The 21,756-nt window shown below is 64.5% G+C and carries 20 protein-coding genes and 1 tRNA gene; 11 read left to right on the top strand and 10 right to left on the bottom strand.

Annotated features, from left to right (window positions below; genetic code table 11):
- Positions 1-49 precede the first annotated feature (49 nt).
- The 4 genes from ACZ7GB_RS08765 to ACZ7GB_RS08750 all read left to right on the top strand — a co-directional run bounded on the left by ACZ7GB_RS08765 (position 50) and on the right by ACZ7GB_RS08750 (position 4,940).
- Positions 50-604, top strand: coding sequence for a sigma-70 family RNA polymerase sigma factor (locus ACZ7GB_RS08765; protein ID WP_078601669.1), 555 nt, complete (start codon positions 50-52; stop codon positions 602-604).
- Positions 601-1,332: an anti-sigma factor gene (locus ACZ7GB_RS08760; RefSeq protein ID WP_472158327.1), complete on the top strand. Its 732-nt coding sequence runs from the start codon at positions 601-603 to the stop codon at positions 1,330-1,332. The genes ACZ7GB_RS08765 and ACZ7GB_RS08760 overlap by 4 nt, the downstream gene beginning before the upstream one ends.
- A 130-nt stretch (positions 1,333-1,462) precedes the next feature.
- Positions 1,463-3,757 (top strand): arginine/lysine/ornithine decarboxylase, encoded by a 2,295-nt coding sequence (locus ACZ7GB_RS08755; RefSeq protein ID WP_347431059.1) that lies wholly within the window; start codon positions 1,463-1,465, stop codon positions 3,755-3,757.
- A 106-nt stretch (positions 3,758-3,863) separates the two neighbouring features.
- On the top strand, positions 3,864-4,940 hold the full coding sequence (locus ACZ7GB_RS08750) for an alcohol dehydrogenase family protein (protein WP_472158326.1): 1,077 nt from the start codon (positions 3,864-3,866) through the stop codon (positions 4,938-4,940).
- Positions 4,941-5,019: 79 nt separating this feature from the next.
- Here the strand turns inward: ACZ7GB_RS08750 and ACZ7GB_RS08745 are convergent, their stop codons facing one another.
- The 10 genes from ACZ7GB_RS08745 to ACZ7GB_RS08700 all read right to left on the bottom strand — a co-directional run bounded on the left by ACZ7GB_RS08745 (position 5,020) and on the right by ACZ7GB_RS08700 (position 14,855).
- Positions 5,020-6,558, bottom strand: a complete 1,539-nt coding sequence (locus ACZ7GB_RS08745) for an amidase (protein WP_472158325.1) — start codon at positions 6,556-6,558, stop codon at positions 5,020-5,022.
- 228 nt (positions 6,559-6,786) lie between these two features.
- Positions 6,787-7,785 carry an acetamidase/formamidase family protein gene (locus ACZ7GB_RS08740; protein ID WP_078570139.1) on the bottom strand — a complete coding sequence of 333 codons (999 nt, stop codon included), beginning with the start codon at positions 7,783-7,785 and terminating at the stop codon, positions 6,787-6,789.
- A gap of 45 nt (positions 7,786-7,830) precedes the next feature.
- Positions 7,831-8,544, bottom strand: coding sequence for an ABC transporter ATP-binding protein (locus tag ACZ7GB_RS08735; protein ID WP_472158323.1), 714 nt, complete (start codon positions 8,542-8,544; stop codon positions 7,831-7,833).
- Complete coding sequence (locus ACZ7GB_RS08730; RefSeq protein ID WP_472158322.1) at positions 8,537-9,253, bottom strand: ABC transporter ATP-binding protein; 717 nt, start codon at positions 9,251-9,253, stop codon at positions 8,537-8,539. The genes ACZ7GB_RS08735 and ACZ7GB_RS08730 overlap by 8 nt, the downstream gene beginning before the upstream one ends.
- Entirely contained in the window at positions 9,253-10,323 is a 1,071-nt protein-coding gene (locus tag ACZ7GB_RS08725; RefSeq protein WP_078570137.1) for an ABC transporter permease subunit, read from the bottom strand. Before ACZ7GB_RS08725 ends, ACZ7GB_RS08730 begins: the two co-directional genes overlap by 1 nt.
- A gap of 1 nt (position 10,324) precedes the next feature.
- Positions 10,325-11,197, bottom strand: coding sequence for an ABC transporter permease subunit (locus tag ACZ7GB_RS08720; RefSeq protein WP_078520226.1), 873 nt, complete (start codon positions 11,195-11,197; stop codon positions 10,325-10,327).
- A gap of 105 nt (positions 11,198-11,302) precedes the next feature.
- The gene (locus ACZ7GB_RS08715) at positions 11,303-12,538 is read right to left on the bottom strand and encodes an urea ABC transporter substrate-binding protein (RefSeq protein ID WP_078520575.1); all 1,236 of its coding nucleotides are present in this window, start codon (positions 12,536-12,538) and stop codon (positions 11,303-11,305) included.
- Between the two features lie 41 nt (positions 12,539-12,579).
- A complete protein-coding gene (locus ACZ7GB_RS08710) occupies positions 12,580-13,236 on the bottom strand; it encodes an ANTAR domain-containing response regulator (protein WP_472158320.1) in 657 nt (218 codons plus the stop codon).
- Positions 13,233-14,393, bottom strand: a complete 1,161-nt coding sequence (locus ACZ7GB_RS08705) for a transporter substrate-binding domain-containing protein (RefSeq protein ID WP_078601663.1) — start codon at positions 14,391-14,393, stop codon at positions 13,233-13,235. The genes ACZ7GB_RS08710 and ACZ7GB_RS08705 overlap by 4 nt, the downstream gene beginning before the upstream one ends.
- Before the next feature lie 372 nt (positions 14,394-14,765).
- Positions 14,766-14,855, bottom strand: a tRNA-Ser gene (locus ACZ7GB_RS08700).
- 182 nt (positions 14,856-15,037) lie between these two features.
- Between ACZ7GB_RS08700 and ACZ7GB_RS08695 the strand changes: the two genes are divergently transcribed.
- The 7 genes from ACZ7GB_RS08695 (at position 15,038) to ACZ7GB_RS08665 (ending at position 21,743) form a co-directional block, all read left to right on the top strand.
- Positions 15,038-16,003 (top strand): SPOR domain-containing protein, encoded by a 966-nt coding sequence (locus ACZ7GB_RS08695; protein ID WP_472158319.1) that lies wholly within the window; start codon positions 15,038-15,040, stop codon positions 16,001-16,003.
- 15 nt (positions 16,004-16,018) lie between these two features.
- On the top strand, positions 16,019-17,194 hold the full coding sequence (locus ACZ7GB_RS08690) for a D-alanyl-D-alanine carboxypeptidase family protein (RefSeq protein WP_472158318.1): 1,176 nt from the start codon (positions 16,019-16,021) through the stop codon (positions 17,192-17,194).
- A 6-nt stretch (positions 17,195-17,200) separates the two neighbouring features.
- Positions 17,201-17,815, top strand: a complete 615-nt coding sequence (gene tmk / locus ACZ7GB_RS08685) for a dTMP kinase (RefSeq protein WP_078601662.1) — start codon at positions 17,201-17,203, stop codon at positions 17,813-17,815.
- 215 nt (positions 17,816-18,030) lie between these two features.
- Complete coding sequence (locus ACZ7GB_RS08680; RefSeq protein WP_472158316.1) at positions 18,031-19,155, top strand: DNA polymerase III subunit delta'; 1,125 nt, start codon at positions 18,031-18,033, stop codon at positions 19,153-19,155.
- A gap of 22 nt (positions 19,156-19,177) precedes the next feature.
- Positions 19,178-19,996: a TatD family hydrolase gene (locus ACZ7GB_RS08675; RefSeq protein ID WP_472158315.1), complete on the top strand. Its 819-nt coding sequence runs from the start codon at positions 19,178-19,180 to the stop codon at positions 19,994-19,996.
- A complete protein-coding gene (locus ACZ7GB_RS08670) occupies positions 19,993-20,796 on the top strand; it encodes an MBL fold metallo-hydrolase (protein WP_078547980.1) in 804 nt (267 codons plus the stop codon). The genes ACZ7GB_RS08675 and ACZ7GB_RS08670 overlap by 4 nt, the downstream gene beginning before the upstream one ends.
- Complete coding sequence (locus ACZ7GB_RS08665) at positions 20,796-21,743, top strand: AEC family transporter (protein ID WP_472158314.1); 948 nt, start codon at positions 20,796-20,798, stop codon at positions 21,741-21,743. The genes ACZ7GB_RS08670 and ACZ7GB_RS08665 overlap by 1 nt, the downstream gene beginning before the upstream one ends.
- Positions 21,744-21,756 lie beyond the last annotated feature (13 nt).

The raw sequence follows: 21,756 nt of genomic DNA, 5'->3' as shown, positions 1-21,756 counted from the left end.
CTTGGTCCGGGAGAGACCGCCGCGCGGCAGGCGGAACATGGGAGCGTTTATGACGAAAGCGGAAAGCTGCCCCGTTGCGCAGGCGCTGCACGAGTGCGCCGAGGGTGATGCGGGCGCGCTTGAGCGGCTGGTGGCGTTGGAAGGCGGGCGCATGCTGGGCGTGGCCAAGCGCATCCTGGGCCGCACCGATCTGGCCGAGGAAGCCTTGCAGGAGGCGCTGGTGCGCATCTGGCGCAAGGCCGGGCAATTCAGCGGCAATCCCGGCTCGGCCAAGGGCTGGGTCTATACCGTCCTGCGCAGCCGCTGCCTGAACATTCTGCGCGACGGCAAACGGCTGAGCCTGCTCTCGCCCGAGGAATTGGGGGCGTTGCAGGATGCGCGCGAGCAAAGCGTGCCCGAAGAGGGCTGGCAGATGCTCGCAGGCTCCAGCCGCCTGCGCGATTGCCTGGAGGCGCTCGACCCCGCCAGCCGCCATTCGATCCTGCTCGCCCATGTCGGCGGGTTCAGCCATGGCGAGATCGCCGCGCGCCAGTCGGTGCCGCTGGGGACGGCGAAAAGCTGGATCCGGCGCGGATTGGCCAGCCTGAGGGAGTGCCTGTCATGAGCCTGAACCGGACCGACCTCAATGCCATCGCAGATGATTACGTCCTTGGCCTGCTCGGGGAGACCGAGGCCGAGTTGTTCGAGGAACTGCTGGCGCGCGACCCTGCGCTGGAGGCCCGCGTGGCGGCGCTGCGCGACGGGTTGCTCCCGCTCGATCTCTCCGCGCCCAAGGCCGACCTTCCAGACGATTTCATGGATCGCCTGCGCGAACGCATCGCGGCGGAACCTGCACGCGAAGACGCGGCCCCACGGGGGGTGACGATCACGCCGGTCCCGCCGCAAGCCGACAACCTGCCGCAAGCCCCGCGCGCGAAGCGGCGCTGGTTGATCGCGGCGGGGATCATCGGCCTCGCGGTAGGGCTGGGCACGGGCACGTTGCGCCCGACGCCAGAGCCGCGCGTGGTCGCCGTTCTGATGAACGCGTCCGGCGAGCCGCAGGCCGTGATCGAGGATTACGGCAATCGCGACGCCAAGATCCGCTTCGTGGCCGATGTGACGCTGCCCTCGAACAAGACCATTCAGGCCTGGACCCTGCCCTCGCCGGAGACGGGCCCGGTGTCGCTCGGCACGCTCGACAGGGTGGCGCCTGCGGTGTTGACCGGCCCTGACCTGCCCGCTCCCGCGCCGCAGCAGCTCTACGAGATCACGCTGGAACCCGCGGGCGGCTCGCCCACGGGGCGCCCGACGGGCCCGATCCTCGGCAAGGGCTTCGCCCATATCCAGAGCTGATCCGGCCTTGCCCGTGCGGGAGGGTCTCCCGCACGGGCTTGACCTTGCCTATATTCGGCTGAAATGAACAGGGCGCGGCGCACGCGCCCCATTCGCCCGACCCCGATAGGCCCGAGAGAGGACCCCCCTGATGAAATTTCGCTTCCCGATTGTCATCATCGACGAGGATTTTCGCTCCGAGAATACCTCCGGTCTCGGCATCCGGGCACTCGCGCAAGCCATCGAGGCCGACGGGTTCGAAGTGCTCGGCGTCACCAGCTACGGCGACCTGTCGCAATTCGCGCAACAGCAAAGCCGCGCCTCGGCCTTCGTGCTGGCGATCGACGACGAGGAATTCTCCTCCGGCCCCGAACTGGACCCGGCCGTCGAAAAGCTGCGCGCCTTCATTGAGGAAGTGCGCTGGAAAAACGCCGATGTGCCGATCTTCCTGCATGGCGAGACCAAGACCTCGCGCCACCTGCCCAACGATATCCTGCGCGAGCTGCATGGCTTCATCCACATGTTCGAGGATACGCCGGAATTCGTCGCCAAGCACATCATCCGCGAGGCGAAGAGCTATCTCGAAAGCATCCAACCGCCCTTCTTCAAGCAGTTGCTCGACTATGCCGAGGACGGCTCCTACTCGTGGCACTGCCCAGGCCATTCCGGCGGCGTCGCCTTCCTGAAATCGCCGATCGGCCAGATGTATCACCAGTTCTACGGTGAAAACATGCTGCGCGCCGATGTCTGCAACGCGGTGGAGGAGCTGGGCCAGCTGCTCGATCATAACGGCGCAATCGGCGCCTCCGAACGCAATGCCGCGCGGATCTTCAACTCCGATCACTGCTTCTTCGTGACCAACGGCACCTCGACCTCGAACAAGATGGTCTGGCACCACACGGTCGCGCCGGGCGACGTGGTCGTGGTGGACCGGAACTGCCACAAGTCGATCCTGCACGCGATCATCATGACCGGTGCGATCCCGGTCTTCCTCAAGCCCACGCGCAACCACTGGGGCATCATCGGCCCAATCCAGCGCTCGGAATTTGAACCCGAGGCGATCCGTGCCAAGATGAAGGCGAACCCGCTACTGGCCGATTACGACACCGACAATGTCCAGCCGCGCATCATGACGCTGACGCAGTCGACCTATGACGGGGTTCTCTACAATACCGAAGTGATCAAGTCGCTTCTCGACGGCTGGGTCGACAACCTGCATTTCGACGAGGCGTGGATCCCCCATGCCGCGTTCCATCCGTTCTACGGCCAGTATCACGCGATGGGCCGCAAGCGCGAGCGCACGGCCAAGTCGATCACCTATGCGACGCAGTCGGTTCACAAGCTGCTCGCCGGGATTTCGCAGGCAAGCCATGTGCTCGTGCAGGACAGCAAGGAAGAAAAGCTCGACCGGCATCTCTTCAACGAGAGCTACCTGATGCACACCTCCACGAGCCCGCAATATTCGATCATCGCAAGCTGCGATGTGGCGGCGGCGATGATGGAGCCTCCGGGCGGCACCGCGCTGGTGGAGGAAAGCATCGTCGAGGCGCTCGACTTCCGCCGCGCGATGGTGAAGGTCGAAGAGGAATACGGCCCCGAGGACTGGTGGTTCCAGGTTTGGGGCCCGACCGATTTCCGCGCCGATGGCGACGGGATGGCCGCGACCCGCGACTGGGTTCTCAAGAAGACCGATGCCGAGGGCGTCGAGACCACCGGCTCGGATAGCTGGCACGGCTTTGGCGACATGGCGCCGGGCTTCAACATGCTCGACCCGATCAAGGCCACGATCATCACTCCCGGCCTCGATATCGAGGGGCGTTTCGACGACAGCGGCATCCCCGCCTCGATCGTGTCGAAATACCTCGCCGAGCATGGCGTCGTAGTCGAGAAGACCGGGCTTTACAGCTTCTTCATCCTGTTCACCATCGGCATCACCAAGGGCCGCTGGAACACGCTGCTGGCCGCGCTGCAGCAGTTCAAGGACCATTACGACAAGAACCAGCCGCTCTGGCGCGTGATGCCGGAATTCTCGGCGAAGTTCCCGCGCTACGAGCGCATGGGGCTGAAAGATCTCAGCCAGCACGTCCATTCGCTTTACGCGAAATACGACGTCGCGCGGCTCTCGACCGAGATCTACCTGACCGACCATCACCCCGAAATGACCCCGTCGGAGGCCTTCTCGCATATCGCGCGGCGCAAGACCGAGCGCGTCTCCATCGACGAGCTGGAGGGCCGGATCACGACGAGCCTCGTGACCCCCTACCCGCCGGGCATTCCGCTGCTGATCCCGGGTGAGGTCTTCAACGCGAAGATCGTGGATTACCTGCGCTTCAACCGCGAATTCGCCCGCGAATGTCCCGGCTTCGAAACCGATATCCACGGCCTCGTGACGGAGACGGGCGAGGACGGCCAGACATATTACTTCGCGGATTGCGTGGCGCGCTGAGCCTGCGCGCCCCCTGTTCGGCTATCACTCTCAGGGCGCGGCTCGGTTTATCCCGACCGCGCCCTAACTCATTTCACTAACGGATCGGTTTCGAGAGGAAAGCAGCATGAGCGACAGGCCCAAAGACACGATGATGGCCGTGGTCACGACTGGCACGGGCGGCTACGAGCGGCTCGACTACCGCGAGGTCGCGATGCCCGAACCGGAGCCCGGCGAGGTGCTGCTGCAGGTGCTCGCGGCGGGCATCAACAATACCGACATCAACACCCGGCTGGGCTGGTACTCTTCTGACGTCAAATCCGGCACGCAGGAGTCGCGCGAAGAAGCCGAGCATGCCGATGGCGGCTGGAGCGGGGCCACGCCATTCCCGCTGATCCAAGGCACCGATTGCTGCGGCCGGGTCGTCGCGGTGGGCGACGGTGGCGATGCGGCCCTGATCGGTGCGCGGGTTCTGGTCCGCTCCTGCATGCGCGAGAAAGATTTCTCCTCGATGGACACGGTTTGGCTCGGCTCGAATTTCGACGGGGCCTTCGCGCAATATGTGAAAGTGCCCGCAGGCGAGGTCTTCGCCGTCGACAGCGATTGGAGCGACGCCGAACTCGCCACCCTTCCCTGCGCTTACGGCACCGCCGAGAACATGATCCACCGCGCGAGTGTCACCGCGGGCGAGCGCGTGCTGGTGCCCGGCGCTTCGGGCGGCGTGGGCTCGGCGCTGATCCAGCTCCTCAAACGGCGCGGCGCGGAAGTCGTTGCAATCACCAGCGCCGCCAAGCGCGAGATGGTGCTGGAGATCGGCGCGGACCAAGTGCTCTGCCGCGAGGACGACCCCGTGGCGGCGATCGGCGAGAACAGCGTGGATGTGGTGATCGACAACGTCGCCGGGCCGGGATTAGGCACGATGCTGAAACTGCTCCGGCGCGGCGGGCGCTATGCCTCGTCGGGTGCGATTGCCGGACCGGTCGTGGAGCTGGACATGCGCGACCTATATCTCAAGGATATCACGCTGATTGGCTGCACCGCATGGGACGAGCCCATCTTCGGCAACCTGATCTCCTATGTCGAGAAGGGCGAAATCCGGCCCCTGCTGGCCGCCACCTACCCGCTCGACCAGATCGCCGAGGCGCAGAAGGTATTTCAGGAAAAACGCCACGCCGGGAAAATCGTGCTGATCCCGGCGAGTTGACCTGCGCGGCTTGCGCCGAAGACATAGGACTACGCGGTTCGGTCTCGCGCACCAGCCGAGACCGAACCGCAATCATCGATCAGACCGCAGGTTTGCGGTGCAGCGTGCCCTGCTCATAGGCATAGGCACATTGGATCAAGGCGTGCTCGCTCCACTGCTGGCCGAGGAAGATCAGTTCGAACGGCGCGCCGGAGGCGTAGTAGCCTGCAGGCACGGTGACACCCGGAATGCCCGCGATGTTCAGCTCCCCGACGGTGGTCTCGAGGATCGCGTCGCCCGAATGCAGGCCCGGCAGCTCGCAGAGCATCTGCGGATAGACGAGCGCGTCGAGTTGATGGCGCGCGAAGACTTCCTCCATCAGCAGCAGATAGGTCCGCTTCAGGGCCGTGAACGCAGGCAGCGCGGGCGGCGTGGTCGGGGATTTCACCGCCTCGACGAAATCGGGCAGCTCGTTGAGGAAGCCGAGTATCGCCCCCTTCGCGAGCACGTTTTCCTCCTTCGTGGCCTCGACGAATTCCTCCCAGGTCGTGATCGCCGCATTCGGCCCCAGCCGCTCGAGATATTTCGTCATGTCATAGGGGATAGATTCCAGCCCCCGCCCGTCGAAGAAGGGCGTGCCCGGCGTGATCTCGCGATAGCTTGCGAAATCGGTGCCTGCGAAGGGATCCTCGACCAGAACCGCGCCGAGGTCTTCAAGCTCACTTTTCGCACGATCGTAAAGATCCGCCGCCTCGTGGGAGAGTTCATTCTTCCGCCAGCCCGGCCCGTAAAGCCCGAGCCGCTTGCCCTTCAGTCCGTCCTTCGACAGGCCCGAGGCGTAGCCACCCGTGGGAATCTTGTCGACGCAGGCAAGCGTCTTGGGATCTTCGGTGGTGAACCCCGCCAGGACATCGAGGCCGAGGGCGGCATCAGTCACAGTGCGCGCGATCGGCCCGACCACGTCGCGATTGCCCGAGAGCGGCACGACACCGGCATTCGGCACCAGCCCGATGGTCGGCTTGATACCCACCAGCCCCTGCGCCGAGGCCGGGTTCTGGATCGAGCCGCCGGTTTCCTCGGCGAGCCCCATGACGCACATATGGGTGGCGACCGCCGCTGCCGTGCCTGCGCTCGACCCGCCCGGGGCGCGGTCCTCGATCGCGGGGTTGATCGTGGGACCGGCCCAGCTGTCATTGGCATGCGTTCCGGTCCAGCTGAGGATCGGCACGTTGGTCTTGCCGAGGATGACCGCATCGGCCGCACGCATCCGGGCCACCACGGGGCTATCGCGTTCGGGCATCAGATCGACGCCGCCCGTCCCGGAATAGAGTAGCCGCCAGCCCGCCGTGGTGGGGATGCCCGCCATGTCCATCGGATCCTTCACGACGATCGGCACCCCGGCCAGCGGCCCGAGCGCCTCGCCCGCAGCGCGCCGCCGGTCGATGTCGCGGGCGGTCTCGAGGGCTGCGTCATTCTCGAAGATGATCGCGTTGTATTTGCCGTTCAGCGCCTTGACCTGAGCGATGCAGGCTTCGGTCAGCGCCTCTGCGGTGAACGCCCCCGAGGCCAGCCCCTCCTGAACGGCGGCGACGGTGAGCGTTCCGAGGTCGGGCAGATCGGGTTTCGTTTGAGCGGACATGAGAGACTCCTTTTCCGTTTGGCGGGCATGGTGCCGCCATCGCCCGAGCCGGAGCCGGGCGGGGTGGATCGAAAGTGACAAAGCTCGACCCGTGGCGCGAACCGCTGAGGCCGCAGGGACGGTCGAAGCCGGGAAGAAAAAGGTCGCCCCCACCCAAGAAGCTGCCCTCCAAGGCAGAGGCGACAGGTTAAAGACCGCGCAACAAGGGATAGGGGCGCGGCCCTAAGCTCATTCAGCGATGCCGACGATCGACTTCAGGACCGAGGCCCCGACCGTGTATTTCGGGTCGACCATGTTGCCGAGGCGCACGCGCCCGCATTGGGTCAGCAGCATGTAGGCGTCGATCTCGTCGAAGCCGAAATCGGCGGCCATCCAGCGGATCAGCTCGCGGTAAGCGCCGCGCGCGGCGTCTTCCATCGGGCGTGCCGAGCCGACCGTCATGTAGAACTCTTCGTTCTCCAGACGCGGCGTGCTGATCGTCCAGTTCTTGATCAGGTCGATGCGCACGGTGGTGACGGTCGGGTGCTCGACCGCGACGCCGCAAAGCTCGCCGTCGCCCTGGGCTGCGTGGCAATCCCCGAGGAACAGATAGCCGCCTTCGGTCTGCACCGGCAGATAGACGACCGCGCCCGGTGCGACATCGGGAAGGTCCATGTTGCCGCCGTAATAGTCCGGCACCAGCGAGGAGATCGCCTCCGCGATCGGCGCCGTGCCGATCGTGCCGATGAAGGGCTCGTAAGGCAGGCTGATCTTGTCGTTCCACTTGGTGCCCTCCTCGACGGTGATGTCGAGCTTGCGCACCACCTCGGGCAGCGGCGCGGTCAGGAGCGCCGTCTCGAAGGTGGGAACCAGACCACCGAATTCGGGCATGATCACCGTGGTGCCCCGCGGCTGCGGCCCGCGCGGCACGATGCTTTCGATATAGACCGCGATCGTGTCGCCCTTCTCGGCGCCGTTCACGTAGATCGGGCCGTTTTGCGGGTTCAAGAAGGGAAAGTTCAGGATCTCGGTCGGCTTGTCGGTCTCCGACTTGATCGCGCCTTCGAACGCGTCATGGGTCTCGGCGCTGACGACGGTGCCCGGATCGACGGTCAGGACCGGCTCGATCCCGGCGGTGTAGATGTAGGGATAGCTTCCCTGCTCTTCCTCGGTGATCGTGCGTTTCTCGAGGGTCTGACCTTTCGCCACGCCCTTGCGCGCCATGATGGATTCTTCAAACCAGCTCATAAGTTGCTCCTTTTACTTGCAAATTCTATGATTGTTCCGGGGAGATCAGACCGACAGGTATCGTCGGATCGTGTCGCGGTCCTGCAGCATCTCGCGGTCGAGCTCGGCGACGATCCTGCCCTTGTCCATGACGTAGCAGCGCTGCGCCATTGCCCGGATCATGTCGACATTCTGCTCCACGAAGACGACGGTCACGCCGGTCTCGCGGTTCAGCTCGACCATGATGCGCGCGATGTCCTGCACGATGTTCGGTTGGATCCCCTCGGAGGGCTCATCGAGCAGGATCATCGACGGATCGCCCATCAGCACGCGCCCGATGGCGAGCTGCTGTTGCTGGCCGCCCGACATCGTGCCCGCGCGCTGGTCGGCGCGCTCCTTGAGGATCGGGAAATAGCGGAAGATCTCGTCGACCTTACCGGGCGTGGACTTGCCCGCGATGCTTTCGCCGACGAGCAGGTTTTCGAGCACGGTCATCCGTGGGAAGACATCGCGGCCCTGCGGCACGTAGCCGATGCCCTTACGCGCCCGTTTATGCGCCGAGAGCAGATCGATCGACGCGCCGTCGAGGTTGATCGACCCCTTGTCGGTCGACAACAGCCCGATCAGCGTTTTCATCAGGGTCGATTTGCCGACCCCGTTGCGCCCGATCACGGCGACGATCTCGCCCTCGCGGACCTGAAAATCGACGCCCTGCAGCACCGGCTTGCCGCCGTAGCCCGCATTGAGTTCGATCACGTCGAGAAGGACATCCTTACGCATCGACTTCTCCCAGATAGATGGCGGCGACACGTTCATCGGCGGTGATCTCGTCGATGGTGCCCTGCGCGAAAATCTTGCCGAAATGGAGCACGGTGACCTGGTGGGCGATCTGGCGCACGAAGGCCATGTCGTGCTCCACCGCCAGCAGGGTCATGCCCTCGCGGTTGAGCTCCTGCAGCATCTCGCCGGTGGCGAAAGTCTCGTCGGGCGTCATCCCGGCGGTCGGCTCGTCCAGCAGCAGCAGACGCGGTTTCAGCGCCACCGCCATGCCGATTTCGAGCCACTGTTTCTGCCCGTGGCTGAGATTGCCGGCGAGCTGCTTGCGGTCCTGCGAGAGTTTGAGGAACTCCAGCAGCCGGTCGATCTCCTCTTGCAGGATCTCGGGCGCGACATGGTGCTGAAGCGCGATCGTCAGGTTCTGCTGGACGCTCAGTTCCTTGAAGATGCCGGGCACCTGGAACTTCACGCTGATCCCCTTGCGGATGCGCTCGAAGGGCTTCGCGCGGGTGATCTCCTCGGAGTCATAGAGGATCGCGCCGCTATCGGGCAGATGCTCGCCGAGGATCAGCTTGAAGAAGGTGCTCTTGCCCGCCCCGTTGGGACCGATCAGGCAGTGCATCTCTCCGGGCTGAAGCGCGAAATCGACATTGCCCGTGACGTGGAGCCCGCCGAAATGCTTGTTGAGCTGGCGTGTTTCGAGAATGGCCATCACCGCTCTCCTTCCAGTTTGGATTTCCGGCGCATGAAGGGCGAGAGCAGCGCGATGACGATGCCACGCGGGGCGATCAGCACGGTGATCACCAAGAGCGTCCCCATCACGATCAGCGCGTATTGGCTGCCGTAGATCGTGAGCGACTGGAACACCATCAGCACCGCGAGCGTGCCGATGATCGTGGTCGTGAGGTCCGTGCGTCCGCCGACCGCGACCCAGACGATGGGCAGCGAGGCCGCCGTCATCCCCATCGAGGCGGGCGTGATGTAATTGCCCCAAGAGGTGTAGAGCACGCCCGACAGCCCGGCGAGCGCGGAGCCGATCACGAAGGTCGCCAGCTGATACTTGCGCACGTCATAGCCCAGCATCTCGGCGCGCATCGGGTTCTCGCGGATCGCTACGATGACATTGCCAAAGCGCGAATTCACGAGGATGCGCAGACCGAGATAGCAGACCAGCAGCAGCGCCAGCGTGACGTAATAGAGGGTCACGTCCGGATAGAGCACGATATTGCCGCCCGGCCACGGGATCGTCAGCGAGGGCATCGCGCCCATGCCGTTGAAGCCGTTCAGACGCGCCTTGCCGATCGCCCATTCGGGCCCCGCCGTCTGCGCCATGAAGCGCTCGAGCACCAGCGTCACCGACAGTGTCACGATGCCGAGGAACACGCCGCTGATGCGCCCGAAGAACAGAAAGTAGCCAAGGATCGCCGCGAAGAGCGCGCTCAGGCCAACCGCCAGCACCAGCGAGAGCAGCGTCAGGCCGTAGGCGTCGCCGAGGTTGATCGTCAGGACCCCGTAGGCGTAGCCCGCGACCCCGAAGAAGGCGGTCTGGCCGAAGCTGAGCGCCCCGCCATAGCCCCAGATCAGGCTCAGCCCCATCGCCATGAAGAGCCAGTTGAAGAAGTAGACGTTATTGCCGACGTCGTAGCTGTCCGCGAAGGCCGGATAGGCGCAGGCGGCCAGCAGGACGACGCTGAAGCCCGACCAGAATTTCGGTCCCTTGCCGAGGGTTTGCGGCCCCTCGATGAGCTTCAGAATGGAAGTGAAACGGGATGCGCTGCTCACGTCAGGCCCTTTCTTTCAGGATCTTGCCGCTGATGCCGCGCGGCAGGATGCGGATCACGATGATGACGGCGATGAGCATGCCGATCTGACCGGCAAGCTGGCCCTGCCAGGAGGTCAGCGACGCTTTGATGAAGCCAAGCACGACCGCGGCAGGCGCCGTCCCGAGGAAGATGTCTGCGCCGCCCACGACGACGGTCACGAAAGCCTCGACCATGAAGGCGGCCCCCATCGTCGGCACGAGCGTCATCGTCGGCGCGTAAAGCCCACCGGCAAGCCCCGCGAGCGCCGCGCCCAGACCGAAGGTCAGGCTGTAGATCAGGTTGGTATTGACCCCGAGCGCCTCGGCCACATGCGGCACCTGGATCGTGGCGCGGGCAAGGATACCGAAGCGCGTCTTGGTGAACATCAGCCACAAGGCGGCCAGCGTCGCGAGCGCCATTACCACGAGCACGATGCGGTAGATCGAATAGGAATAGTCGCCGACGGTGAAGCTGCCGAAGGGCGTGCCGCTGCCCGCCATCGTCGTGCCCAGCACGATCAGCGTGCCTTGGGTGACGATCATCGAGATCCCCCAGGTGGCCACGATCGTATCGAGGGGACGTTTGTAGAGCGGGCGGATCACCACGACCTCGACGATCATCCCGGCGATACCGGCGGCCAGAGAGCCCAGCGCGATCGCGATCGGAAGGGGAACGCCCATATGGGTGGCACTCGTCGAGACATAGGCGCCGCAGAGGATGAACTCGCCATGCGCGAGGTTGATCACGCCCATCATGCCGAAGATCACCGCGAGGCCGCAGGCGCTGAGCACGAGGAAGGCGAACGCGTCTCCGAACTGATAGAAGAAGCTGAAGAGAGAGTAGAGGAACTCCATAGACCGTCCCTTTCTTGGTGGCCGTCGTTCAGGGAAATCCGGGCAGGAAAATCCGGGAGGGGACGGATGCGGAGCCAAGGGGCCCCGCATCCGCGATGCGTCGGATTACTCCGTCGGCAGGTGCGACGGGGTGTACTGGTCGCTCGGATCGTTCTGGGTCAGATCGCAGCCGACATCGCCCAGCCAGTAGGGCTTGATGTCATCCCATTTCTTCGGGAACTCGATCGAGTGATCTTCGAGCACATGGGCCAGATAGATCGTGTGCGAGGTGTGCTGGCTCTTCGGATCGATGCACATCTCGCCCTCGGGCGCGTCGTAGCACAGGTTGCCATCGGCGAGCGTGGCGCGCACATCTTCCAGAGCGGTGGAGCCGCCGGCTTTCTCGACCATCTCCTTGTAGAGATAGACCGCCGCGTAGGAGTTCTCGGCTTCCTGGTTGATGTAGGGCTCATCGGGGAACATCGCGTGGAACTTCTCGACGAAGGCCTTGCTTTCCGGCGTGTCGATTTCCTCGACATAGTTCACCGTCGCATACATGTCCTTCAGGCTCGGGGGCGTGAAGCGCTTATGCTCGTAGCCCTGGCCCACGTTCACCGAGGACGCCATCGGCAGGTCGACATTCGCCGAACCGGCCTGCTCGTAATAGGACGACTGCGCCGTGCCCACGAGCAGCGTCACCACGAAGTCGGGCTTGGCGGCCTGAATGTTCTGGATGGTCTGCGAGAACTGCGACACGCCGAGCGGGATGAACTCTTCGCCCACCATCTCGCCGCCATTGTCCTTGACGATGTTGCGCACCCATTCGGCCGAGATCTGACCGAAGTTGTAGTCGGCGGCGATGGTGTAGACGTTCTTGCCGTACTTCTCCATCATGTAGGGGATCAGCGTCGAGAACTGCTGCTCCGGCACCGCGCCGGTGACGATCATGTTCGCGTCGCAGACGCCGCCTTCATACTGGTTGTTGTAGAAGGCCAGCCCGTCGAACTGGTTGACGATCGGGCGATAGGCTTCACGCGAGGCCGAGGAGAAGCCCGCGAAGACCACGTCCACCTTGTCGCGCTGCAGCACGCGGCGCATGAATTCCTGATAGCGCGTGTTGTCCGACTGGGTGTCGTAGGTCACCAGCTCGATCGGACGACCGGCGATCCCGCCCGCGTCGTTGATTTCCTTGGTGGCCAGCTGGATGCCATGCACCTTGCCGATGGTCGCGAGGGCGAAATCCCCCGACTGGTCTTCGAGCACACCGATCTTGATAGGCTCGGCGTCCTGAGCCATCACGGGCCCTGCAAAAGACAATAGGGTAGCGAGCACCGAAGCGGTGCTGATCAGTTTCCTGGTCATTTTCAACTCCTTGTTGAGGTTTTTCCGGGTGCCTTGCTGGGCTAGTGCGCCTGACACCTCTTTTTCGTTTCACCGCGATCGAGATCGCTGTCCGGGTTTGCCAGCATCAGGGACTCGCAGTAGTCCTCGACGCTGACGCGCGCGCGCATGCTCTCCTTTCTCAGAAGGTCATATGCGGCATCTTCGTTAAGCCCGCGCTGGCGCATGAGCGCAGCGACAGCCTTGATGACGTAAATCCGTTTGCGGCGGCGTTCGCCCATATCGTCGAGGCTCGCCTTGAGGCCGTCGATTTGCTCGAACGCGTTCACGCCCAGATAGAGAGCGGAATAGACGGCGCCGCTATGGATCGGTTTTTGCAGGAAGGACGCGGCCCCGAGCTGGAGCATCGCCTTGAGACGGCTCGGCGCTTCCGTTCCGACCAGCCCGACCGTCGGACACGGCGCATGCTGGGGCGACAGATTGTAACTCTCGGGCCAGGCCTGCGGAAGGTTCAGGTCGCCGTCGATGATGACGAGGTCGGACTCCGGGCTCATGTCTTCGGGCAGTTCGAAAACCTGGCGCGGCGAGACGGGACGGGTATCCGGCTCCAGCCCCAACCGACGCAATGTCGTTTCGAGAATGCCCAGCGAGCGGCCCTCGGTGGTAAAGATGACGGCCCTGCGGCCGCGGAAGTTTTGCGCGATCCGGGGTGTCTTCATTGAACCACCCTCACGTTCCTGCGCCGCTCCGCCGGCTCGAAGGTCGTCGTCGAGGACACAAGGTAAGGGTCGGCCGCAATGGGTTCGGGCGCTTCGAGCAGGATGTCGAACTCGAAATCCGCGCGCGACAGCCCGATGCGGGGCGTGAGCGAGGCATGGTAGGTTTCAGGGTCGATCGTGACCCGGCCTTGCGGCGCGTCGAACACCTGACCCGCAGCCGCTTCGAGAACCGCCCCCACCGACGCGGTGCCCGCATCGGCGATGGATTTCGCGAGCATATGAATGGCGACATAAGCGGCTTCGGCTTCGGCGGAAACGACAGGTCCCTCGGGGAAGGCTTTGCCATAGGCCTCGACGAAGCGCTTGTTGCGCTCGCCCGCGAGGGACGAGAAATAGACGCTGGAGCTGATCTGCCCATCGGCCCCGACCGGGCCGATCGCGCGAAGTTCGGGCTCCGACAGGTTACAGCTCGCGATGGGGAAGCGCGTGGTCTGCTCGATCCCGCGCGCCTCGCAGGTCTCCCGGAACGCCCGGAAGAACGCGTAAGAGGACTCGCCGATCAGCGCGTTGAACACGAAATCGGGCTTGGTCTCGAGGATCTCCTCGATGATGGCGGCCATATCGGTCTCGCCGACCGGCAGATACCGCTCCGCCACCACTTCGCCGCGACGCCGCTGCAGCTCTTCGCGCATCACCCGGTTGCTTTCCCAGCCCCAGATATAGTTCGAGCCGATGCAATAGGCGCGGCGACCGAAGCGGGCGCAGAGGAAATCGATGAGCGGCGACATGTGATGGTTCGGGGCCGCACCGGTGTAGATGACGTTGGTCGAGCTCTCGAAGCCTTCGTAATGGGTCGGATACCACAGCAGCGCGTCATGCTTCTCGAAGAGCGGGATCACTTCCTTGCGGCTCGACGAGGTGTAGCACCCGCAGATATGGCGGATGCCTTGGTCGAACATGCTCTGCACCGCCGGCGCGTATTTGTGCAGATCACTCTCGGGGTCGATATGGATGGGATGGAACGTGACCGCCGCGCTCGGATCCGCATTGATCTCGTCGCAGGCAAGCTGCGCGCCGTTGAGCTGCGTATGCGCGACTCTACCGTATGCGCCGGTGGTCGAGAAAAGCAGGCCGATCTGTAGGTCGAGACGTGTCATTTTCGATCTTCCAACGACAAAAACCCCCAGAAGCAGAAACTGCTTTGGAGGCGGAATTGCCGACATATCTGAGGGTTCAACGCGCCATGACGAGCACATTTGCTCGGCGCTTACCTCAAGCTAGGGAATCGATCACGAAGGTGTCAATAGACATGTTACTTCGCAGTGGCCGCCCCCCTCTCATGCCCACACATGCACGTTATTGAAGCTGTTCCCAAAGCAGACTGCCCGCAAATTGAGCGCAACCCGGATGCTCAGGCAGGTCTCGCCCTCCTTCGAGGTGTGATGTTCTGAGAATGAGCCCTCACCCCCTGCTGGCGGAGGCTTTCCCGGCATACGACGGGATCGTTCTTGGGCATGGAAGCGATGCGCTGGCGGAGGAGGTGGGATTCGAACCCACGGTAGGCTTTCACCTACGTCGGTTTTCAAGACCGGTGCATTAAACCACTCTGCCACTCCTCCGACCGGCTTCGCTTAGACCGCTTCACGCGATTCTGAAAGTCTTGCGCGCCGTTTTCCGCGCGTGGGCGTTGGGGCAGCTTTTCACGGGCTCTGCAAATCGCTAGGATCGCGCGTAACGCATGGCGCAAGCGGTGCTGACGCGCAGGCAAGAGGCGGGCAAACCGCGCGAAAAGGGGCACAGGATGACTGAGCAGAAGAAGATGACGCGCAAGCGGGTGACGGGCTTTGCCCTGATGCTGGGCGCGGGGATCGCGCTGGCAGGCTGTCAGGAAAGCGGCGGCTCCCCGTTCGGGATGTTCAAGAAGAAGCCTGCGGACGAGACCGTAAGCCCCGGCGACGCCGAGACCGTCACCGAAAACGGCCAGAAGATGATCGAGCGCGACGTCGAAGCGCCGCAGGTCTTCTCGGTCGACGAAAAGGGCCTCTGGGACGGGCGTCCCTCGCTGGGCGGCGTCTGGGTCGCGCATCCGAACGTGAAAGACCCCGAGCGGGTGATCATCCGCAACCCGTCGAACGGCAAATTCGTGATCGGGGCGCTGTTCAAGCGCGAGACCGACAATCCCGGGCCGAAACTGCAGGTCAGCTCGGATGCGGCCGATGCGCTGGGGCTGCTGGCGGGCGCGCCGACCGAGCTCTCCGTCGTGGCGCTGCGCCGCGAGACGGTTCCGGTCAAGGAAGACAAGCCCGCGCCGCTCGTCGACAAGCCGGTGATCGCGGCCCCTGAAGAGGTGGAACAGAAGTCGCTCGACGAGGTGACATCGACCGCAGCGGCTGGGATCGCGAAGGCCCAAGGCACGCCGAAGCCCGCAGCGAAACCCGCCAAGCCCGCAATCGGTGCGGCCCCTGCCCCGGCGCCCGCCCCCGCAGCCCCGGTAGCTGCGGCAACTCCGCAGCCGAGCACGCCGAAAATGAGCACTGGCGCTGGCTATATCCAGATCGGCATCTTCTCCGTCGAGGCGAATGCGAAACGCGCCCAGAGCCAGATGGCCAAGGCGGGCGTCATCGCCGAGATCAAGAAGGAACAGAGCCACTCCAAGACCTTCTGGCGCGTGATCGCGGGCCCTGCGCCCACGAAATCCGACCTCGACGCGCTCAAGACCAAAATTCACGGGCTGGGCTATCCCGATGCCTACCCCGTCTCGAAATAGGACTACGCAGAAGATATGACCTTCATTCGCCTGATCGCCGCCACGCTTGCAGCCTGCCTGTTCGCCCTGCCCGCCGCCGCTTTCGACACCAAGGCCCATGCGGCTTGGGTCTATGACCTGTCGACCAAGACCGTCCTGATGGCGAAGAACGCGGATATCCCGCTGCCCCCGGCGTCGATGTCGAAGCTGATGACGCTCGATCTGCTGTTCGAAGCGCTGGAAGACGGCCGGGTCACGATGGACACGACTTTCCCGGTTTCAGAACATGCGCAGTCGATGGGCGGCTCGACGATGTTCCTCAACACGACCGATCGCCCCACCGTGCGGGATCTGATCCAGGGCATCATCATCAACTCGGGTAACGATGCCTGCGTCGTGGTGGCCGAGGGGCTGGCGGGCTCGGAGTCCTCCTTCGCCGACCTGATGACCGAGCGCGCGCATGAGCTGGGCATGAAGAACTCGATGTTCGCCAACTCGAACGGCTGGCCCGACCCCGGCCAGCGCATGTCGGTCCATGATCTCGGCATCGTCGCGAGCCGGATCATCACCCATTTCCCGCAATATTATCACTTCTTCAGCGAGACCCACTTCAACTACAAGGACCGCGCCCCGGCCAATGCCGAGAACCGCAATCCGCTCCTGGACATTCGCGCCGCCGACTGGAAGGCCGATGGCATGAAAACCGGCCACACGCAGGAAGCGGGCTACGGCCTCGTGGGCTCCGCCGTGATGGGCGAGCGCCGCATCGTCTTCGTGCTGGCAGGCATGCCCTCCGAGCAGTCGCGCCGGTCGGAAGGCGAAGCGGTCGCGAACTGGGCCTTCCGTCAGTTCGTGATGAAGGACGTGGCGAAGGCGGGCACCCAGCTCGCCGAGGCGCCGGTCTGGCTGGGCGGCAAATCCACGGTCGGCCTTGCGCCGAAAACCGATCTGTCGCTGCTGGTCCCTGCGGGTTCGAAGGACAAGGTGTCCGCCGAGGCCGTGTTCAAAGGCCCGCTGCAAGCTCCGATCAAGCAAGGTCAGGAAGTCGGCAAGCTGGTGATCACCGTGCCGGGTCTCGACAATGCCAACGAAGTGCCGCTCGTCGCCACCGAGGACGTCAAGAAAGGCGGCTTTGTCGTGCGCGTGAAAGCGGCGCTGGCACGGCTGTCGGGCAAGGCGTTCGAGGCGGCGATGGAACGGGTGAACAGCTAAGCGCGCATGTTCATCAGCTTCGAGGGGATCGACGGATCGGGTAAATCCACACAGGCGCGGATGCTGGCCGAAACCCTGCGGGACGCGGGGCGCGAGGTCGTTCTGACGCGCGAACCCGGTGGCTCTCCGGGGGCCGAGGAAATCCGTCGTCTGGTGCTTGAGGGCGATCCCGACCGCTGGTCCGCGGAGACCGAGATCCTTCTGTTCACCGCCGCCCGCCGCGACCATCTGGAGCGCGTGATCGAACCAGCGCTCGCCGCAGGCAAGGTGGTGATCTGCGACCGTTTCGCGGATTCCACGCGGATGTATCAGGGCCTCTCGCGCGGCGATCTGCGCGCGGTGGTCGATCAGCTGCACGCCCTGATGATCGGGCGCGAGCCGGACCTGACCGTGCTGATCGACATCGACCCCGCTGTGGGGCTGTCGCGCGCCAAGGGGCGGCAAGGCACCGAAGAGCGGTTCGAGGATTTCGGCGTCGGCCTGCAGGAAAAGATGCGCGCGGGCTTCCTGTCGCTGGCGAAAGAATTTGCGCCCCGCTTCCGCGTAATCGACGGCGCGCGCGAGGCCGACGCGATTGCCGCCGATGTGCTGAGTGCCGTGCAGGCGGAACTGCAGAGCTAAGGGCAGCGCCAGACCCTCGGGTGGGCGCTTCGCAACGTTGGTGGCTTGGCGTTTTATCTCGAAAGCCCAGGAAAACCCGCGTGCCCGCGATGTCATCGCCAATGCGCCCTCCCGGTGGGAGGGTCGGGCGCGGCCCGGGGCTGGTCGCCCCGCGCCGACAGCCTTCCGCAAAAACCCCGCTGGAAACCGCCCGCGCGCGCAACTAGAGTGCCGCCATGAGCCTCGCCGACCTTCCCGATCCAACCCTTGCGCCCGGTGCGCGACACCCGCGCGACACGCTGCGTCTGGTCGGTCAGGCGCGGGCCGAGGAGGACTTCCTCGACGCCTTCAACATGGGGCGGCTGCATCACGGCTGGCTGCTGACCGGACCGCGCGGCGTGGGCAAGGCGACTCTGGCTTGGCGGATCACCCGCTTCTTGATGACTCAGCCGGAGGACAATGGGCCGGGCCTGTTCGGCGAGCCGGAACAGCCCACCAGCCTCGATCCCGATCCGAACCACCCGGCGCTCAGCCGTATCCACGCCGGATCGGAGCCCGGTATCTTCGTGCTCAAGCGCGGCGCGAACGCCACCGAATCCGCGCTGTCGCAGGACATTCGCGTCGACGAGGTGCGCAAGCTGCGCTCCTTCCTGCATCTGTCTGCCGCCGAGGGCGGGCGGCGCGTGGTGATCATTGACGCAGCCGACGAGATGAACACCCAAGCCGCCAACGCGGTGCTGAAACTGCTCGAAGAGCCGCCGCCGCGCGTCACCTTCCTGCTGATCGCGCATCAGCCCGCGCGGCTCTTGCCGACGATCCGTTCGCGCTGCCGCGAATTGCGGCTGGGCACGCTCACACCCGATCAGATGGAAGCTGCCATCGCCGCCGCCGAAGAGGAAGGCGAGCCGCCGGATCTTGATCACCACGCGCTGGCCGCGCTGTCGGGTGGCTCCGTCGGTGCCGCGATCCGCCTGATCAATCAGGACGGCATGACGACCTATGCCAAGCTCGTCGATCTGATGGGCACCCTGCCCCGGCTCGACCGTCTGGGCGCGCTGGCGCTGGCCGAAAGTTGTGTCGGCAAGGCGAACGAGAACCGCTTCATCCTCGTTCTCAACCTGATCGACCTCTTTCTCTCGCGCACCGCGCGCGCGGGCGTGATGGGCCCGGCGCATCCCGAAGCGGCGCCCGGCGAGGCGCAGCTTCTCGCACGATTGTCGCCTGACGATCAGGCAGCGATGAAATGGGCTGCCCTCCATCAGAGCATGGGCGCACGCGCCGCCCACGGCCGGGCGGTCAACCTTGACCCTGCCGCGCTCGTGATGGATATCGTCTTGGAGATCACAGCCGCCGCCTCCTGATGCGGCGCGAAAGGAGCCGATTTTGACCCTCCCGCCCGAGATCACAGACAGCCATTGCCATCTCGATTTCCCCGATTTCGACGGTGAGCGCGATGATATCATCGCCCGCGCCAATGCCGCCGGGGTGACGCGGATGGTGACGATCTGCACCAAGCTGAAGAACGAGCCCTCCGTGCGCGCCATCGCCGAGGCGCATCGCGGCGTCTTCTACGCCGCGGGCACCCACCCGATGAGCGTCGCGGAAGAGCCGATGGCCACTGTCGACGAGCTGGTGGCACTGGCCAAACACCCGAAATTCGTCGGCATCGGAGAGACCGGGCTCGACTATCACTACACCGCCGAGAGCGCCGAGGCGCAGAAAACCTCGCTGCGGCTGCATATCGAAGCTGCCCAAGAGACCGGCCTGCCGCTGATCATCCATTCGCGCGACGCCGATGAGGACATGGAAGCGATCCTGACCGAGGGGATGAAGGCCAAGCCCTATTCCTGCGTCATGCATTGCTATTCGTCAGGGCCCCGCCTCGCGCAGGTCTCGGTCGATCTGGGATTTTATCTGTCGATGTCGGGCATCGCGACCTTCCCGAAAAGCCAGGAGGTGCGCGACATCTTCGCCGCCGCGCCGCTCGAGCGGATCCTCGTGGAAACCGACAGCCCCTATCTCGCGCCGCCGCCCTATCGCGGCAAGCGCAACGAGCCCGCCTACACGGCCCACACCGCGAAAGTCGGCGCCGATGTCTTCGGCCTGCCGCTCGAGGAATTCGCCGCCGCGACGCAGGCCAATTTCGACCGCCTGTTCTGGAAAGCCGCCGAGCATGGCGAGCGGGGGAGCATCGCTGCATGAGTCGGATGCGCTTCACGATCCTCGGCTGCGGCTCCTCGGGGGGCGTGCCGCGCCTTGGCAACAATTGGGGCGAGTGCGACCCGGCGAACCCGAAGAACCATCGGCTGCGCTGTTCGATGCTGGTCGAGCGGGTCTCGCAATCGGGCACCACGCGGGTGCTGATCGACACCACGCCCGACATGCGCCAGCAGCTGCTGACCGCGGGCGTGGGCGAGCTGGATGCGGTGGTCTACACCCACAGCCATGCCGATCACGTCCACGGGCTCGACGATCTGCGCCAGATCGTCTTCAACATGCGCACCCGCCTGCCCGTCTGGGCCGATGCCGATACCGAGGCCGCGCTTCTGGACCGTTTCGCCTATGCTTTCGTCCAGCCCTCGGACAGCAATTACAAACCGATCTGCGAGCTGAAATCGATCCATCGCGAGCGGCCCTTCCAGATCACCGGCGCGGGCGGCTCGATTGAGTTTCAGCCCTTCCGGGTCGAGCATGGCAATATCGACGCACTCGGCTTCCGGATCGGCGGGCTGGCCTATCTGCCGGACGTCTCGGACATTCCCGAAGAGGCATGGGCCTATCTCGAAGGCCTCGATTGCTGGGTACTCGACGCGCTGCGCCGCACGCCGCACCCCACCCACGCGCATCTGGCCCGCGCGCTGGAATGGATCGAGCGTGCGCAGCCCGCGAGCGCGGTGCTGACCAACATGCATATCGACCTCGACCACGACACGGTCGCCGAGGAAACGCCGGATCACATTCGTCCTGCCCATGACGGGATGGTTCTGGATTTCGGCCTCTGATGAGCGTTCTGATCGACGTCATCCTGCCGGTCTTCCTCGTCATCGGCTTCGGCTATGTCGTAGCCTGGCGCGGGCTGTTCTCCGAAGGCGCGGTCGACGGGCTGATGCGCTTTGCGCAGAACTTCGCAGTGCCGGTGCTGCTGGCACGCTCGATCGCCAATCTCGACCTGACGCAGAGCTATAACTGGGCGATGATGGCCGCGTTCTACGCGGGCGCACTGATCTCTTTCGCCATCGGCATCACCGGCGCGCGCGCGATGGGGCGCAACGGCCCGGAGAGCGTCGCCATCGGTTTCGCCTGCCTGTTTTCGAACTCGCTGCTGCTGGGCGTGCCGATCACCGAGCGCGCCTATGGTACCGATGCGCTATCGGGCAATTTCGCGATCATCTCGGTGCACTCGCCCTTCCTTTATACGATCGGCATCCTCGCGATGGAGATGGTGCGCTCGTCGGGCACCGGCACCTCGCTCGGGCGTGTCGGGCTCAACGCACTGATCGGCGTGCTGCGGACCCCGCTGGTGATCGGCATCCTGACGGGCTTCGCTATCAAGATCCTCACCACGCTGACCGGCCAGCCCCTGCCCCATCCGATCCGCGAGGGGATGGATATGATGGCGCGCGCAGCACTGCCTGCGGCCCTGTTCGGGCTGGGTGGCGTGCTCTATCGCTATCGTCCCGAAGGCGATGCGAAAGCGATCGCGATGGTCACCGGCCTGTCGCTGATGCTGCATCCGGCGATCACTTACGGGCTCGCGCATTTCGCCTTCAAGGTGGACACCTCCGCGCTACGTTCGGCCACACTGACGGCAGCGATGGCGCCGGGGGTCAACGCCTATCTCTTCGCGAATATCTACGGGGTGGCGCGCAGGGTCGCGGCCTCGGCCGTGCTGATCGCGACGGCGCTGTCGATTCTGACGATCTGGGGCTGGCTCGCGATCCTGCCGTGAGGTTTCGGGGCTC

It is taken from the genome of Thioclava sp. PTB-PU3-1, assembly GCF_055666785.1.
This window is presented reverse-complemented; position numbering and strand designations above follow the sequence as displayed.